The 14,874-nt window shown below is 62.6% G+C and carries 11 protein-coding genes; 5 read left to right on the plus strand and 6 right to left on the minus strand.

The genetic code is table 11. The features are described 5' to 3' along the window. Both ACSSNI_RS17895 and ACSSNI_RS17900 read left to right on the plus strand, forming a co-directional pair. Positions 1-3,471 carry a hybrid sensor histidine kinase/response regulator gene (locus tag ACSSNI_RS17895; RefSeq protein WP_448259855.1) on the plus strand — a complete coding sequence of 1,157 codons (3,471 nt, stop codon included), beginning with the start codon at positions 1-3 and terminating at the stop codon, positions 3,469-3,471. Positions 3,472-3,553: 82 nt separating this feature from the next. Continuing rightward, positions 3,554-4,798: an MgtC/SapB family protein gene (locus ACSSNI_RS17900; RefSeq protein WP_159968634.1), complete on the plus strand. Its 1,245-nt coding sequence runs from the start codon at positions 3,554-3,556 to the stop codon at positions 4,796-4,798. A 12-nt stretch (positions 4,799-4,810) separates the two neighbouring features. On the opposite strand, the gene ACSSNI_RS17905 is transcribed toward ACSSNI_RS17900, so the two are convergent. Both ACSSNI_RS17905 and ACSSNI_RS17910 read right to left on the minus strand, forming a co-directional pair. Continuing rightward, a complete protein-coding gene (locus tag ACSSNI_RS17905; RefSeq protein ID WP_448259857.1) occupies positions 4,811-6,283 on the minus strand; it encodes a DNA recombination protein RmuC in 1,473 nt (490 codons plus the stop codon). A gap of 79 nt (positions 6,284-6,362) precedes the next feature. Continuing rightward, positions 6,363-6,716, minus strand: coding sequence for a tetratricopeptide repeat protein (locus ACSSNI_RS17910; RefSeq protein WP_234484500.1), 354 nt, complete (start codon positions 6,714-6,716; stop codon positions 6,363-6,365). Positions 6,717-7,274: 558 nt separating this feature from the next. Between ACSSNI_RS17910 and ACSSNI_RS17915 the strand changes: the two genes are divergently transcribed. The 3 genes from ACSSNI_RS17915 to ACSSNI_RS17925 are packed head-to-tail and all read left to right on the plus strand — an operon-like array spanning position 7,275 to position 10,418. Continuing rightward, the gene (locus ACSSNI_RS17915) at positions 7,275-9,836 is read left to right on the plus strand and encodes an intermembrane phospholipid transport YdbH family protein (protein WP_448259859.1); all 2,562 of its coding nucleotides are present in this window, start codon (positions 7,275-7,277) and stop codon (positions 9,834-9,836) included. Between the two features lie 37 nt (positions 9,837-9,873). Beyond that, positions 9,874-10,065 carry a YnbE family lipoprotein gene (locus ACSSNI_RS17920; protein WP_448259861.1) on the plus strand — a complete coding sequence of 64 codons (192 nt, stop codon included), beginning with the start codon at positions 9,874-9,876 and terminating at the stop codon, positions 10,063-10,065. 8 nt (positions 10,066-10,073) lie between these two features. Further along, positions 10,074-10,418, plus strand: coding sequence for a YdbL family probable chaperone protein (locus ACSSNI_RS17925; RefSeq protein WP_102834726.1), 345 nt, complete (start codon positions 10,074-10,076; stop codon positions 10,416-10,418). Positions 10,419-10,463: 45 nt separating this feature from the next. Here ACSSNI_RS17925 and ACSSNI_RS17930 read toward each other — a convergent pair whose 3' ends face one another. From ACSSNI_RS17930 to tolR, 4 genes are all read right to left on the minus strand, one after another. Then, positions 10,464-11,447: a lipid A deacylase LpxR family protein gene (locus ACSSNI_RS17930; protein ID WP_448259864.1), complete on the minus strand. Its 984-nt coding sequence runs from the start codon at positions 11,445-11,447 to the stop codon at positions 10,464-10,466. 133 nt (positions 11,448-11,580) lie between these two features. Further along, entirely contained in the window at positions 11,581-13,542 is a 1,962-nt protein-coding gene (locus ACSSNI_RS17935) for a PhoX family protein (protein WP_448259866.1), read from the minus strand. Positions 13,543-13,577: 35 nt separating this feature from the next. Continuing rightward, positions 13,578-14,405, minus strand: coding sequence for an energy transducer TonB (locus ACSSNI_RS17940; RefSeq protein ID WP_448259868.1), 828 nt, complete (start codon positions 14,403-14,405; stop codon positions 13,578-13,580). Continuing rightward, positions 14,402-14,863, minus strand: a complete 462-nt coding sequence (gene tolR / locus ACSSNI_RS17945; RefSeq protein WP_200637847.1) for a protein TolR — start codon at positions 14,861-14,863, stop codon at positions 14,402-14,404. Before tolR ends, ACSSNI_RS17940 begins: the two co-directional genes overlap by 4 nt. Positions 14,864-14,874 lie beyond the last annotated feature (11 nt).

Here is a 14,874-nt window from a genome sequence, read left to right on the forward strand (position 1 = left end):
ATGTCGTTGTCCGGTGGGCTGATTGCGCTGGTCGCCCTCACTTATATGGCCGTGCTGTTTGCCATTGCCTTCTACGGCGATCGCAACCGCAGCCAGTTGTCGCCGCGGGTTCGTGCCTGGGTTTATAGCCTGTCGCTGGCGGTCTATTGCACCAGCTGGACCTTTTTCGGCGCGGTCGGCCAGGCGGCTGAACAACTCTGGGCCTTCTTGCCGATCTACCTTGGCCCGATTCTGCTGATGCTGCTGGCGCCTCAGGTCATTCAGAAGATGATCATGATCAGCAAGCAGGAAAACATCACTTCGATTGCCGACTTTATTGCGGCGCGATACGGCAAGTCGCAGCCGCTGGCGGTGGTGGTGACGCTTATCTGCCTGGTCGGCGTGCTGCCCTACATCGCACTGCAGCTCAAGGGCATCGTCCTTGGCGTGAACCTACTGGTGGGCAATGAAGGCGAGGCTGCAGCCGGCTCCGGCGCGCAGGACACCGCGCTGATCGTGTCGATGGTGCTGGCGTTGTTCACCATTCTGTTCGGCACTCGCAACCTGGACGTGACCGAGCACCACCGCGGCATGGTCCTGGCTATTGCTTTCGAGGCATTGGTCAAGCTGTTTGCCTTTCTTGCGATCGGCGCCTTTGTCACCTTTGGCCTGTTCGATGGTTTCGGCGACTTGTTCAACCGCGCCCACGACGCGCCCGAACTCTCGGCGTTCTGGCAGGAGACGGTGAACTGGCCAGCCATGATGGTGCAGACCACCGTCGCGCTGATGGCGATCGTTTGCCTTCCCCGCCAGTTCCACGTAACGGTGGTGGAAAACATAGAACCGCGCGACTTCCGCCTGGCCCGCTGGGTATTCCCGCTGTATCTGGTGCTGGCCGCCGTGTTCGTCATCCCGATCGCCCTTGCGGGTCAGTTGCTGTTGCCCAGCGGCGTCAGCCCGGACTCCTTCGTGATCAGCCTGCCGCTGGCAGAGTCGCATCCAGCCCTGGCCCTGCTCGCCTTCATTGGCGGGGCGTCAGCGGCGACCGGCATGGTCATCGTGGCCAGCGTGGCGCTGTCGACCATGGTCTCCAACGACATGCTGCTGCCCTGGTTGCTGCGTCGCAAGGAAGCAGAACAGCCGTTTGAAGTGTTCCGCCACTGGATGCTCTCGGTGCGCCGGATCAGCATCGTCGCGATCCTGCTGCTGGCTTATGTCAGCTATCGCCTGCTGGGCTCCAACGCGAGCCTGGCGACCATCGGCCAGATCGCCTTTGCCGCGCTCACTCAGTTGGCACCAGCCATGGTCGGCGCCCTGTACTGGAAGCAGGCTAACCGCCGCGGCGTGTTTGCCGGACTTACCGCCGGCGGATTGATCTGGATTTACACCCTGATCCTGCCGCTGCTCGGCTGGCCGCTGGAAATGTTCCCCGGCCTGCAGTGGATGTACACAGCCGATCTGCCATTCAACACCAGCGCGTTGACGCTTGGCGTCACCCTGTCGCTGGTGGGCAACGCGACGCTGTTCTTCTGGGTGTCCATCCTGTCGCAGACGCGCGTTGCCGAACACTGGCAGGCCAGCCGTTTCATCGGTCAGGAAATCCACTCCACCGCGAGCACCCGCCGGCTGCTTGCCGTGCAGGTGGAGGACCTGCTCTTGCTGGCCTCGCGTTTCGTTGGTGCCGAGCGCGCCGAACTCAGCTTCCAGCGCTTCGCCCGGCGTCACGGTCACGACTATTCGCCCCGGCAGCAGGCCGACGGTCAATGGATCGCCCATACAGAGCGACTGCTGGCCGGGGTACTGGGCGCCTCGTCCACCCGTGCCGTGGTCAAGGCTGCGCTGGAAGGCCGGGACATGCAGGTCGATGACGTGGTGCGCATCGTCGGCGAAGCCTCCGAGGTGCTGCAGTTCAACCGTGCACTGCTGCAAGGAGCAATCGAGAACATTACCCAGGGCATCAGCGTGGTCGACCAGTCGCTGCGGCTGGTGGCCTGGAACCACCGCTATCTGGAAATGTTCGAGTACCCGGACGGGCTGGTCTACATCGGCCGCCCGATCGCCGACATCATCCGCTACAACGCCGAACGGGGCCTTTGCGGTCCCGGTGATGCCGATACGCACGTAGCCAAGCGGCTTTACTGGATGCGTCAGGGCCGTGCGCACACCTCGGAGCGCACCTTCCCCAACGGCCGGGTGGTCGAGCTGATCGGCAACCCCATGCCCGGTGGCGGCTTCGTCATGAGTTTCAGCGACATCACCGCCTACCGTGACGCCGAACGTGCCCTGAAAGAAGCCAATGAAGGCCTCGAACAGCGCGTCAGCGAACGCACGCAGGAACTGTCCAAACTGAACAAGGCGCTGACGGCCGCGAAGAGTGCGGCCGAAGCGGCCAGCCAGTCGAAGACACGCTTCCTTGCCGCAGTCAGTCATGACCTGATGCAGCCCCTGAACGCGGCGCGGCTGTTTTCCGCCGCGCTGTCGCACCAGCACGACGCCCTGCCGGTAGAAGCGCGGGACCTGGTGCGTCATCTGGACAGCTCTCTGCGCTCCGCCGAGGACCTGATCTCCGATCTGCTCGATATCTCGCGGCTGGAAAACGGTCGCATCACACCCGACCGCAACCCCTTCCCGCTGGCGACCCTGTTCGACACCCTGTCCACGGAGTTCACCATGCTTGCCGCCGAACAGGGCGTCGACTTCAGGGTGCATGGCAGTCGTTTGCGGGTCGACAGCGATATCCGCCTGCTGCGCCGAGTGCTGCAGAACTTCCTCACCAACGCCTTCCGTTACGCCAAGGGCCGCGTGGTGCTGGGAGTGCGTCGCCAGGGCTCCTCGTTACGTCTTGAGGTGTGGGACCACGGCCCGGGCATCGCCGAGGACAAACTGCGCGTGATCTTCGAAGAATTCAAACGGCTGGACAGCCATCAGACGCGCGCCGAGAAGGGTCTTGGGTTGGGTCTGGCCATCGCAGATGGCTTCTGCCAGGTGCTCAATCATCCACTGGCGGTTCGCTCCTGGCCCGGCAAAGGCAGCGTGTTCAGCGTGACCGTGCCAATCGCCAGCCAGGTGCTGCGACAGGCCACCAGCAACGGCAAAGGCGAAGCGCAGCAAACCGCCCTGACCGGCATTCAGGTGCTCTGCATCGACAACGAAGACAGTATTCTGGTGGGGATGAACAGCCTGTTGTCACGCTGGGGCTGCCAGGTCTGGACGGCCAGTAACCGGGCCGAATGCGAGGCATTACTGCGCGAGGATGTGCGTCCGCAACTGGTGCTGGTCGACTACCACCTGGACCATGGTGAGACAGGTTCGGAGCTGATGGCCTGGCTGCGTACCCGCCTCGGCGAGCCGGTTCCCGGGGTGGTGATCAGCGCTGACGGGCGTCCGGAGTTGATTGCCGCGATCCACGCGGCGGGGCTGGATTTTCTCCCCAAGCCGGTCAAGCCTGCCGCGCTGCGCGCACTGATGAGCCGTCACGTTCCACTGCATTGATGCCGCGTTGCGCCAGCGCAAGCCGCCATGGCAGCGAGACGGCTAGACTGATGTCATCAGAAGTTGCTGACGGCCTTTGCCCATGACGCTCGAATTACTGTTGAACCTGGCGACCGCTCTCGGCGTGGGCCTGCTGATCGGCACGGAACGAAGCTGGAGCGGCGGTGACCAGGAAGGCCAGGAGATGGCCGGCATTCGCACCTTCGGCCTGGCGGGACTGTTTGGCGGTCTGGCTGCACTGAGCGCCAGTCACTTCGGTATGCCCGCCTGGATTGCAATGTTCGTCGTGCTGGCCCTGTTGACGATTGCCGGCTATGTAATCGAATCCCGCACCAATAGCGACCACGGCATGACCACCGAGATGGCGCTGCTGCTGACCTTCCTGCTGGGCAGCCTCGCGGTCGCGGAGAGTCGCTTGCTGGCCGCCTCCGTGGCGATCGTCGTAGCGCTGCTGTTGAGCCTGAAGGCGCGACTGCACGGCGCGCTGCACAAGCTCAACGAGGCCGAGCTGAGCGGTGTGCTGAAACTGCTGTTCATTTCCGTGGTGCTGCTGCCAGCGCTACCGAATCAGGGCTATGGACCCTGGCAGGCTTTCAACCCCTACACCACCTGGTGGATGGTGGTGCTGATCGCCGGCATTGGCTTTGCCGCCTATGTCGCCATCCGTCTGCTGGGCACCCGACACGGATTGATGGTCACGGCGCTGCTGGGCGGCATTGTTTCATCCACGGCGATGACCATCACCCTCGCCCGGCTGGACTCAGGGAAAATGCGCCATGCCTTGGCCGCCGGTCTTCTGGCAACCTCGGCGCTGATGTTCCCGCGGGTGCTGCTGGAAGTCGGGGTGGTCAATCGGGCGTTGCTACCGGCATTGCTTGCGCCGATGCTGACGGCCGGTCTGATCTATGCCGCCGGTGCGTTGTTTTACTACTTGCGCGCCGGTCAGCAGCACGACAACACCGCCGAGCCGCCCTTGAAGAACCCCTTCGAACTGGGCCCCGCGCTGCGTTTTGCTGGCCTGTTAGTACTCATCCTGTTCCTCGTCGAAGCCGCGCAACGTGGGCTTGGCGATGCGGGGGTCTATCTGGTTTCCCTGTTGTCCGGGCTGACTGATGTGGATGCCATCACCCTGTCACTGGCCAACAGCGCCCGGACCGACCTGGCGGAGCAGGTCGCGGTGCAGGGAATCTTTCTCGCCGCGCTGAGCAACAGCCTGGTCAAGGGTGGCCTGATCGTCTTTATCGGCGGGCGTACCCTGGCGTTGCTGACCTTGCCGTTCATGCTCAGCGGTCTGCTGGCCGGCCTGGGGGTGTTGTGGCTGCTGTGACAGAGACGCGCGCTATTCCTCGGCCTCAAGCGGCGCCTCGGCCCCGGCGCGCTCGAGCCAGTCGGTCGGCAGGCGCTTGCTCGCCCGTGCACCCAACAACTTGAGCTGTTCGGCACGGCTCACTAGATTGCCGCGCCCATCGGTGAGCTTGTTGCGCGCACCGAGGTAAGCCTTGTCCAGTTGCTGCAGGCGGCTGCCGATTTCGTCCAGATCCTGAATGAACGCCGCGAACTTGTCGTACAGCGCCCCGGCACGCTCGGCGATTTCGCGGGCGTTCTGGCTCTGTCGCTCCTGGCGCCAGAGGCTGTCGATCACCCGTAGCGTCGCCAACAACGTCGTCGGGCTGACGATCACAATGTGCTTGCTGTAGGCCTCCTGAAACAGCTCCGGGTCGCTTTGCAACGCCGCCGCGAACGCACCTTCGATCGGCACGAAAAGCAGAACGAAATCCAGACTCTGCAGCCCCTCGAGTCGCTGATAGTCCTTGAGCGACAAGCCCTTCAGATGGTTGCGCAAGGACAGCACGTGCTGCTTGAGTGCCAGCACACGGCTGCCTTCATCCTCGGCACTGATCATCGCCTGGTAGGCGGTCAGGCTGACCTTGGCGTCCACCACGACCTGCTTGTCGCCGGGCAGCTGAATCAGGACGTCGGGCTGAAAGCGTTCGCCATCGGCGCTCCTGAGACTGACCTGAGTATGGTATTCGCGGCCTTTTTCGAGGCCGGCATGCTCAAGCACCCGCTCAAGGATCAACTCGCCCCAGTTGCCCTGAGTCTTCTGCCCCTGCAGCGCGCGAGTCAGGTTGGTCGCTTCATCACCGAGGCGCTGATTGAGCTGCTGCAACCGCTCCAGCTCCTTGGCCAGGGAAAAGCGCTCACGCGCCTCGTTCTGGTAGCTCTCCTCGACGCGCTTCTCGAATGACTGAATTCGTTCTCTAAGCGGATCGAGCAGCTGCCCAAGTCGCTCATGGCTGGTCTCGGCAAAACGCTGCTCGCGCTCCTCGAAGATCTTGCCCGCCAGCTCGGCAAACTGCGCCCGCAACTCATCGCGCGCACCCTGAAGATCTTCCAGGCGCTGCTCGTGGGTTTTCTGCTGTTCGTTCAATTCGGCTGTAACCCCGGCGTGAGCGGCGCTCAGCGCGCGCAGCTCGGCTTGCTGAGCATCGCGCTCGGCCTGCAGGTCATCAAGGGTTTCGCGGGTTTCCAGGCGCTGAGCCTGCAGCCATTCGGTTTCCCGCCGCAGCACAGCGGCTTCCGCCTGCAGCGCCGCCCGGGCTTCATGCAGGTCGGCCTGCTCCTGACGACTGGTTTCCAGCTGTGCGCCGAGACCTTCCTGCGCCATGACAGCCTGACTCAGCCGCTCGTCCAGCAACGAAAGCTCAGCCCGCTGCAGGGACAGGCGCCGTTGCAGTGACAACGTGACGACGGCGAGTAATAAACAGAGGGCACCGAGACCGGCTGCTAGATAGAGGGGATCGAGAGGCATGTACGGCTCCGGCTGAACTGCCCGGCAGTATAGCCAGCCAGCCCGTACAGGTCAGGCCGGCCCGTCTGCGACGCCGAATCTAGCGCTTGGCCGGCAGCCGCAAAAGGATGCGCGAGGCTTCGGCCGAGCCCTGGGCCGCAGCCTGTTCCAGCCAGTGGCGCGCTTTGGACAGCTCGCGGTGCTGCCCCTGACAGTAAAGCTGACCGAGCTCGAGCTGGGCCTGACGGTCGCCGGCTCTTGCTGCCTGGCGCAGCAGTTCGAAACCGATGCGGCGATCACGCTGGCTGTCGCAGTCATGACAGAGCAAGCGTCCCAGTCGGCTCTGTGCTTCAACTACACCTTCGAGTGCCGGCTGCTTGAGCATCCGACCCGCGATACGTTTAACACTCTTGGTCTGTCCTAGACGCTGGCTGTCCAGCAGCCACAACGCCATGCGCATCGGCAGGCGTGGAGAAGATGATGTGCTCTCGAGCGGGCTCGAGGCGAGTGGACGCGTTCTCATGGTCACCGAATGGTTCGGGGGAACAAGGGCGCGCACTCTACTCCTTTTTTCACAGAGTTAAAGTCTTGAAAAAATCGGAAATACAGGATCTGGTTCACACAATTTTTTAATCCACAGAACCTGTGGATAAGTCTGTGGGCAAACAGGTTACAAATTCCCCTAGCGCCTATGGTTAGTGGGCTCGAGTTAAACTGGCGTTTTTTTCGCCAACGCAAAATATGCTTATTTTTCAATTAGTTATTGCAGATATAAGCTTCCGCTTGGTTTGCGACAGATTGTCATAAGCGCTTGACAAGGCATGCTGGCAGATGTGCACAAGTTTGGCGCAGCCCTCTCCAAACGCCCGCCAGAGCGCTATTCCTGGCCTTGCCGCTGGTTTCCTGGGAACTTTCCAAGTGAAGATCAGTCTCGCGCGACACGCATCGGCGCCGGTCGCAAGCGCGCCATGACCGGCCTATGCTAGAGCATCGATTTTCAGCGGAACGGGTCATGACAAAGCGGCGGACAATCCTCGTCTGGGCGGTTGCCGGCCTGACTCTACTCATCCTTGGGTTCGGGTTTTACGCAGGCTTTCGCTGGCAGCAGCTGAAGCGTGACCTGGGGATCGTCACGCTTGAAGTGAGCGGACCGCGCCTGACACTCAGCCACCTTGCCGTGCGACAGATTGTCCTTGTCAGACAGCCATCAGCCGACGAACGGCTCGCAGTATTTCTCGATGACCTACGGCTCGACTTTGCAGACGGTTGGCAATTGCTGCCGCTGCAGTCACTGCGCATCAAGCGCCTCGACGCGCAGTGGCAGCCCCCGTCGAGCAACGATGACAACCCGCCCTTCTCTTTGCCCGACTTTAATCAACTGGTCGACTGGTCAGCCTGGTTGCCGCGACAAGCACAGATCGACTTGCTGGACCTGACCGTGCCCTGCGCAAGCGGAACCTGCCAAGCTCAAGGGCAACTGACGTGGAGGCTTGGCGAGCACGCCCCCCTGCCCGCCACGCTCGATCTGCAGCTGGACCATCAGACGCACCGCCTGGCGCTGGAGCTGCAAGCCAACGAGCAAGACAGCGACACCCATCTGGATCTCGATCTCCAGCTCGACGGTCAGCAGCGCTTGAGCATGCAAAACCAGCTGACGGCGAACAGCGACTCGACACTCTGGCGCGGCACATTGGCCATGAACGAATTGCCGGAAGCGCCCTGGCTGCTGGATTGGCTGAGTGAATGGCTGGCTTATTCGGCGCCAGCGCTGCCGGCACTGCCGGAGCAGATGCGGATCGGCGCAGGCTGGGCATTGCAGATCGACACGCAGGCTCTGCCGCAGGATTGGAAAGCGCTGAACGGCGAACTGCGGTTGTCGGCCAATTTGCCGGCGCCATGGCCAGTGGTCGGCCTGGGCCAGGTACAGGGTCAGTTGGACCTCAGCGTTCGTGCCGATGACGGCCTCTGGATACCAACCGAACTGAACGGCGATCTCACCCTGCAGCCGGTCGCCGATCTGTTCGCCGGATTGCCGGACCAACTGCGCCCACGGGCCGTCAGCCTCAAGATCGTTCCGGCACAGAATGACCAGGCACCTCAGACACTGCCCTTGAATGTGCAACTGGCTGCCAGCGGTCCCTCGCCTATGACGCTCGATACGCACCTGGTACTACAAACCGCTGCGCCCTATACAGCGGCCTTTGACCGCACCCAGGTCAAGCTGCGCAGCCCGGCGATCAAAGGGGCGGACTTCAGCTTGAAAGGCCTCGAAGCGGATCTGCGATTAAGCGGACGGGTTTCACAACAGGACGCGACCGTTCGCCTGGAAAAAGGCTCGAAGCTACGGCTGAACAGCCTGACAGCCGCCTCAGACCTAGCAGCCAGCACGCTGATGATGGAGCTGGCGGGGCTCGGCGCTGAGGTAAGCTTCAGCGATGGTCAGATTCAGAGTTTGGGGGTCACTGGAAAAACAGCCGTAACCGCCGGTGAAGTGAAGCAGCCCGCCTTGCGTCCTCAGGGCTGGCGCTGGAGCGGCACGCTCAATGCGGACCAGTCACAAATCTCGCTCGACGGCCCGCTGAGCAACGACGCCGGAATCAGCCTGCCGTTGAAGCTGTCCCACAACCGGGTCGACAGCGCGACTCGACTCAATGTCAGCCTGCCGGAGCTGTTCCTGCGTGCTGGCAACCCGCTGGCCGCGACCCTCGCCGATTGGCCGCCACTGCTGGAACTGAACAACGGCCGCATGCAGGCCCAGGCGCAACTCAACCTGCCCGGCAGCGGCGCACTTGCGGCAACGGCCAAGCTCAGCGCAAAGGGGCTGGGGGGTATTTACGACCGCACCGAACTCAGTGGGCTCGATGCTGAGCTGTCAGCCGTCCTGCGGCGCAATCAACTGCGGCTGGACGTGTCAGAACTGACGCTGCGCGAAGCCAATCCTGGCTTTACCTTTGGCCCTCTGCGCTTTGCCGGCGAGTATGCGGCTCAGCTCGACACACTCGCTCAGGGGCGCCTGGCCTGGAGTACCGCTGAGGTGCGGCTGCTCGGTGGTCGCCTATGGCTGGAACCAGGCGCGGCCGACCTCGCGGCAGGTACCCAACAATTGCATGCCCATCTGCGCGGCCTGCAATTGCCTTTGTTGCTCGAAGCCTATCCTGCCGAAGGACTTACCGGCACCGGCGTGATCGATGGAGAACTGCAGCTGCAGCGCAGCGAAGCCGGTATCAGTATCGAGCAAGGCTCGCTGCAGGCGCGCGAGCCTGGAGGCGCGCTGCAATTCCGCTCGCCGAAGATCCAGGCCCTGGGGCAGGCCAACCCGGCGATGCGCCTGGTGACCGAGGCACTGGATGACTTCCACTACGATCTTCTGGCCAGCGACGTACATTACGCCGCTGACGGAAAGCTGGATCTGGGACTGAAACTGCACGGAAGAAACCCAGCACTGGAAAGCGGCCGCCCGATCAACTTCTCGATCAATCTGGAGGAAGACATTCCAGCGCTGCTGACCAGCCTTCAGTTATCCGACCGGGTCAGCGAAACCATTCAACGGCGCGTGCAGGAACGCCTCAGATAAGGCACTGTAACGCCGTCCTCGACCTGGAGATGCCGTCATGCGGTTGCCCCACCCGATCAGCATTATACTGCTCGCCCTCCTCGCCAGCGCCTGTACGCCACGCGTAGAGCTCGCCGTGCCCAACGAGCCAATCAACATCAACCTCAACGTGAAAATCGAGCACGAGATCTACATCAAGGTCGACAAACAGCTCGACTCGATCATCAATGAAGACAGCGGCCTGTTCTGAGGAGCGTTATGAAGACCTATCTGAAATTCGGAACCCTGCTGCTGGCGCTGTGCCTCGCCCTGCCGGCCGCGGCCATGACACTCAACGAAGCCATGTCTGCGCTCGGCCAAGCCAAGGCCAGCGGCCAGCTCGGCGAAAAGCCCGACGGCTATCTGGGTGTGGTGCAGAGTGGTGGCCAGGCTGAAGAAATCGCCAGCCAGATCAACCAGGCGCGGCGCGCCGAGTACTATCGTCTGGCGCAGAAGAACGGCATCGGTGTCGCTGACGTCGAGGCGATTGCCGGCAAAAAAGCCATCGAGAAAACCCCAGCTGGACAGATCATTCAGCTGAACGGCAACTGGATCAAAAAGTAAGCGAAGCCTCCGCGGGGTGCATCCGCACCCCGTTTCTTTTCGACCTTAGAACCAGGTCGAAACCGTCAGCGAGCCGAACTGATCGTGCTGGTCTTGCCCGTTGAATTCACGGGTGCGCCAGACCCTGGCGAAAGCCAATTGCCAACTGTTCCAGGTCAGCGCGACGCCTGCTTTGGCATCGCCAACCCACTCGTTTGGGTCTACCGAGTGGCTGTCCTTGAACGTATTGCCTTCGAGCAACATGTTTTGCGCCATGTAGCGCCCTTCGACGTCCGCGAACAGGCTCCAGGCGAAGCCGCCGCCCTGATTGAAAAACATACTGCCACTTTGGGCGGGCGCCACTGCCGGAATACTGAAGCTGCGCTCCAGCCGCTGCCCGATGCGCAAGCCGAACCCGGCAGAACCGTAGGTATAGAGATTGCCCAGCGCAAAACCGGCACTCGGGCCGTATTCGAACTCCAGCCCGCCAAGGCGTTGCTGCTGCCACCAGCGGTACTGGTAAGCGAGGTTGACGAAGGGTTCGTTGCGCAGCTGGTTGTCCCAGCCGCGCGGGTCGTCGCTATTGGTGATTTCATGGACCCGGCGCTGAATTTTCTCGCCACCGGCCGCCGGGCCGACGATACCGATGTCCAGATGCAACCCACTGGCGCCGCGCCAACCCTCGTGTTGGTCATCCGAGAAGATCGACATGCCGGCAAACAGCAGCGCAGCATAGGGACGGTCATCCTCGATCAGCTCCGCACGCCTGATGTTGTCCGGCGTATAGAGTTGATGACCAATCCGATAGGCGATGTTGTCGACCTCCTCTGCCTCCCAACCTGGCATCGCCTCTGCGAACCGTCGCGACCAGTGATCGGCGTCGGGCTTGAACGAACGCATCAGTTCGAAGCCGTTGGTGTAGTGGCCATCGTCAGAAGCAAAAATGTCGTTTTCGATTTTCAGCGAGTACAGGCCCGCCTGGCTCACCAGCGGCGTACAAGAAACAATGACAGCTAGGGACACGCGTGTGCGCAGCTGCGAAATAGCCATGACCCGGCTCCTTGGTTACATGCAAACAGGTATGTATCAGCCTGTTAGAGCCGGGCCGCAGGTCAAACGTTCAGCGTGAGCGCGGTGCACGAAGCCGCTCAACGGCATGGATGCCCGCCTGTAAAGGAGCGCATCAGGTTCCGATGACGCCCCCGTCATTTTTGGTGATAAGCACTGTGGAAGAACGAGGACGCGTCTTGCCATCGCTGGCTGGGAAGCTCAGCTCAGGATGTTGGATATTGATCCACATGGCGCGATAGCCCGGACTCCAGGTAATACCCGTGATTTCACAACCGCGGGGGCCAACCAGGAAGCGCCTGACCTCGCGAGTCCGAGGGTCAGCGCAGAGCAGCTGATTGGTGCCCATGGCCTGCATCGCGGCCTCTTCGTCGCCGTAGTCGGTTTCGATCCACAGCCGCCCTGCTTCGTCGAACGCCAGGCCATCCGGCGAGGAAAAGATGTCGCCATTGATGGTGCCGGTGAGGTTGGGTGGCACCGGCTGGCCGCTGGCATCCTTGGCGCCTGGTTGTTCGCCGGCCAGTAGAAAGACTTCCCAGGTAAAGGCGGTGGCGGTCGGGTCGGCGTCTTTCTCGTTCCAACGCAGAATCTGCCCGTGCAGGTTGACTGGCCTCGGGTTGGCCTTGTCGGTTGGCCACTTGACTCCACGGTTGTCGTTGTTGGTGAGTGTTACGTAGACCTCACGGCTGCGCGGGTGCACTGCAACCCACTCGGGTCGGTCCATGGGCGTCGCGCCCGCCTGGTCAGCAGCGGCACGCGCATTGAGCAGCACCTCGGCCTGATCGGTGAATCCATTCTCGACGGTGAGCCCGTTCTGGCCGTGGACCAGCGCCAGCCATTCACCGCTGCCATCGGCATTGAATCGCGCCACGTAGAGCGTGCCGCTATCGAGCAACTGGCGGTTGGCCTGATCGGCGCCCGGCACGTAGCGGCCGGCGGGGACGAACTTGTAGACGTACTCGCCCTTGGTGTCGTCGCCTGAGTAGAACGCCATGCGGCCCTCTTCACCCAGCGAGAGCACCGAGCATTCGCGGCAGTAGCGGCCAAAAGCGGTGCGCTTGACCGGTTTGCTCTGCGGGTCGAACGGGTCGACCTCGACCACCCAACCAAAGCGGTTCGGTTCGTTCACGTAGCCGCTATGGGGTTGCGTCGGGTCCGGGGTGGCGTTGAAGCGCGCGTCGGCGGTTTCCCAGCCGTAGAGTTTGCTCAAGCCTTCGCCGGCGATGCCGTAGCGCTTGTGCGACGTACGCTTGGCCAGATCGGCCGCATCGTGATTGACGAAGTAGTTGTGCCAGTTTTCTTCACATATCAGGTAGGTGCCCCAGGGCGTGAACCCGCTGGAGCAGTTGTTGACCGTACCGATGATCTCGCGCCCGCTCGGGTCGGCAACGGTCTTCAGCGCCTCGTGGCCGGCCAATAGGCCGCCAACTGCCATCGGCGTCATCGCTGATATGCGGCGGTTGTAGCGCGACGGCATGACTCGCTGCCACTGACCCTGGGCGTCCTTCTTCACCTCGATGATGCTCAGGCCATGAGCCGCCTGTTCCTTGCGCACCTCGTCCAGCGGGCGCTTACCATCGGTGAAGGTCATGCCGTTGGGGTGCAGCGGCGGGTTGACGTATTCGTGGTTCATCACCAGCAAGCCGTGGCTATCAGGGGCGTCGGGGAACGGGAAAAAGTGCATGCCGTCGTGGTTGTCGCCGGCCTGCTTGAGCTGAGCCTGCCAGTCATCGCTGGCATCCGGGTTCCACGCTGGCGCGTCGGCCAGCACGGCGTCGCCCCACGAAAAGAAGGTGCGCGCACTATAGCCCGGCGCGACCTGCACGCTGTCGAATTTAGGGTCGAGCTGGGTAGGAATCCCGCTGAAGCCGATCAGCGAATCCGACTGTACGGCGCCACGACAGGCGCTCAGCGCGCCGCCGAGAAAGCCCAGCGCGGCGAGGCCCATGCCGCCCCTGAGCAGCTTGCGCCGACCCTGATCGACCAGCTGCCCGAGCGAGGGATTAGCGCTGGGGTTGATGGCCTGATCGTCCAGGGCGGAAAGGTTGGCGTGGAAACTCTGAAAATCCTGTTTCATTCACTGGCTCGTCTGGCAAATGGATCTGCTGCGCATCACTGGATGCGGTAATGAAAGGTGTTTTTCACTTCAGGCACGGTCACCGCGCGACCCGCCACGATACGTGGCTGATAGCGAAAGCTTTTCGCCGCCGTCAGCGATGGCCGGATAAACAGCGGATGGCAATCCTCCTGGGCCTTCGGGTTCTCGATCCGCCCCTGCGGGTTGACCGAGTAGCTCACGGTGCAGGTGCCTTCAATGCCCTTGTCCAGCGCACGCGAGGGATAGTCCGGCGCGTCCTTGGCGATGGGCAGGTACTGGCGGCTGGCAGCCGCAGCGGCCTCAGCCTGTCGCGCCCGTTCCGCTGCCGCCTGGGCCTGCTGCGCAGCCTGTTCGCGCTGTTGCGCCTCACGCGCCAGCTGCTCGCGACGCTCGGCTTCGAGCCGTTCCTGCCGCTCACGCTGGCGTTTCTGTTCGCGCTGTTCTTCCCGTAGACGTTGTAGCTCCAGCGCCGCCTTTTCCTGTTTCTTCTGCTCGGCCCGCTTGAATGCCAGCTCGGCCTGTTCGAGCCGATGCTGTTCGATTCGCGGATCGACCTGCGGTTCCTCGAAGACCGGCTCGATGGCCGCTTCGACCGGCTCGGGCGCAGGTTCAGGTTCGACTGGCACCTCGAGTTTCGGCTGCGGCGTGGGCAGGCTGACCAGCTGGGTTTTGAGCACCTGCGTGGAGCCGGGCGGTGTCAGTTCGGGCGTCCAGCCGTGCAGCAACAGACCGAACACCGCGGCATGCAGCGCGACCGTTACTGCCGCCGCGCTGGCATGGCTGCGCCATTGCGGTCGAGCCACCGGAAAGCTGCTGGGCAGCGGCATGCTCAAGCTGCTCATGGTGCGGGCTGCCCGGGTGGCGCCTCGGTGATCAGGCCGAGACTGACCACCCCGCCGCGCTGCAGCTCGGCGATGCCAGCCACCACGCGGCCATAGTCCGCGGCATCATCGGCGCGCACGTAGACCTGGGTGTCGCCGCGCTCGGCGATGATCGCTGCGACCTTCTCGCGCATTTCCTCAAGGTCGATGGCGCTGTCGGTCTGGTCCTCGGCGTTCAACTCGCTGCCCAGGTTCCAGTAGAAGCCGCCGTCGGCCTTGACCGACAGCGTGAGGATCTGCCGCTCGTTCTCGGTAGGCATCGCCTCGGCGGCGACATTGGGCAGCTCGATCTTCACGCCCTGCACCAGCATCGGCGCGGTGACCATGAAGATCACCAGCAATACCAGCATCACGTCGATATAGGGCACCACGTTCATTTCAGCGTTCGGGCCGTGTTTGCGCTGCGGTTTAACCAGCATGGCGAGGCTCC

The sequence above is a fragment of the Stutzerimonas tianxiuensis genome (genome assembly GCF_053470365.1).

Excerpts from the sequence above, each read along its gene's own strand:
- ACSSNI_RS17910 (WP_234484500.1), bottom strand. The coding sequence starts at position 6,716 with ATGGCGTTGTGGCTGCTGGACAGCCAGCGTCTAGGACAGACCAAGAGT.
- ACSSNI_RS17905 (WP_448259857.1), bottom strand. The coding sequence starts at position 6,283 with ATGCCTCTCGATCCCCTCTATCTAGCAGCCGGTCTCGGTGCCCTCTGT.
- tolR (WP_200637847.1), bottom strand. The coding sequence starts at position 14,863 with ATGCTGGTTAAACCGCAGCGCAAACACGGCCCGAACGCTGAAATGAAC.
- ACSSNI_RS17935 (WP_448259866.1), bottom strand. The coding sequence starts at position 13,542 with ATGAAACAGGATTTTCAGAGTTTCCACGCCAACCTTTCCGCCCTGGAC.
- ACSSNI_RS17900 (WP_159968634.1), top strand. The coding sequence starts at position 3,554 with ATGACGCTCGAATTACTGTTGAACCTGGCGACCGCTCTCGGCGTGGGC.
- ACSSNI_RS17920 (WP_448259861.1), top strand. The coding sequence starts at position 9,874 with ATGCGGTTGCCCCACCCGATCAGCATTATACTGCTCGCCCTCCTCGCC.
- ACSSNI_RS17930 (WP_448259864.1), bottom strand. The coding sequence starts at position 11,447 with ATGGCTATTTCGCAGCTGCGCACACGCGTGTCCCTAGCTGTCATTGTT.
- ACSSNI_RS17915 (WP_448259859.1), top strand. The coding sequence starts at position 7,275 with ATGACAAAGCGGCGGACAATCCTCGTCTGGGCGGTTGCCGGCCTGACT.
- ACSSNI_RS17895 (WP_448259855.1), top strand. The coding sequence starts at position 1 with ATGTCGTTGTCCGGTGGGCTGATTGCGCTGGTCGCCCTCACTTATATG.
- ACSSNI_RS17925 (WP_102834726.1), top strand. The coding sequence starts at position 10,074 with ATGAAGACCTATCTGAAATTCGGAACCCTGCTGCTGGCGCTGTGCCTC.
- ACSSNI_RS17940 (WP_448259868.1), bottom strand. The coding sequence starts at position 14,405 with ATGAGCAGCTTGAGCATGCCGCTGCCCAGCAGCTTTCCGGTGGCTCGA.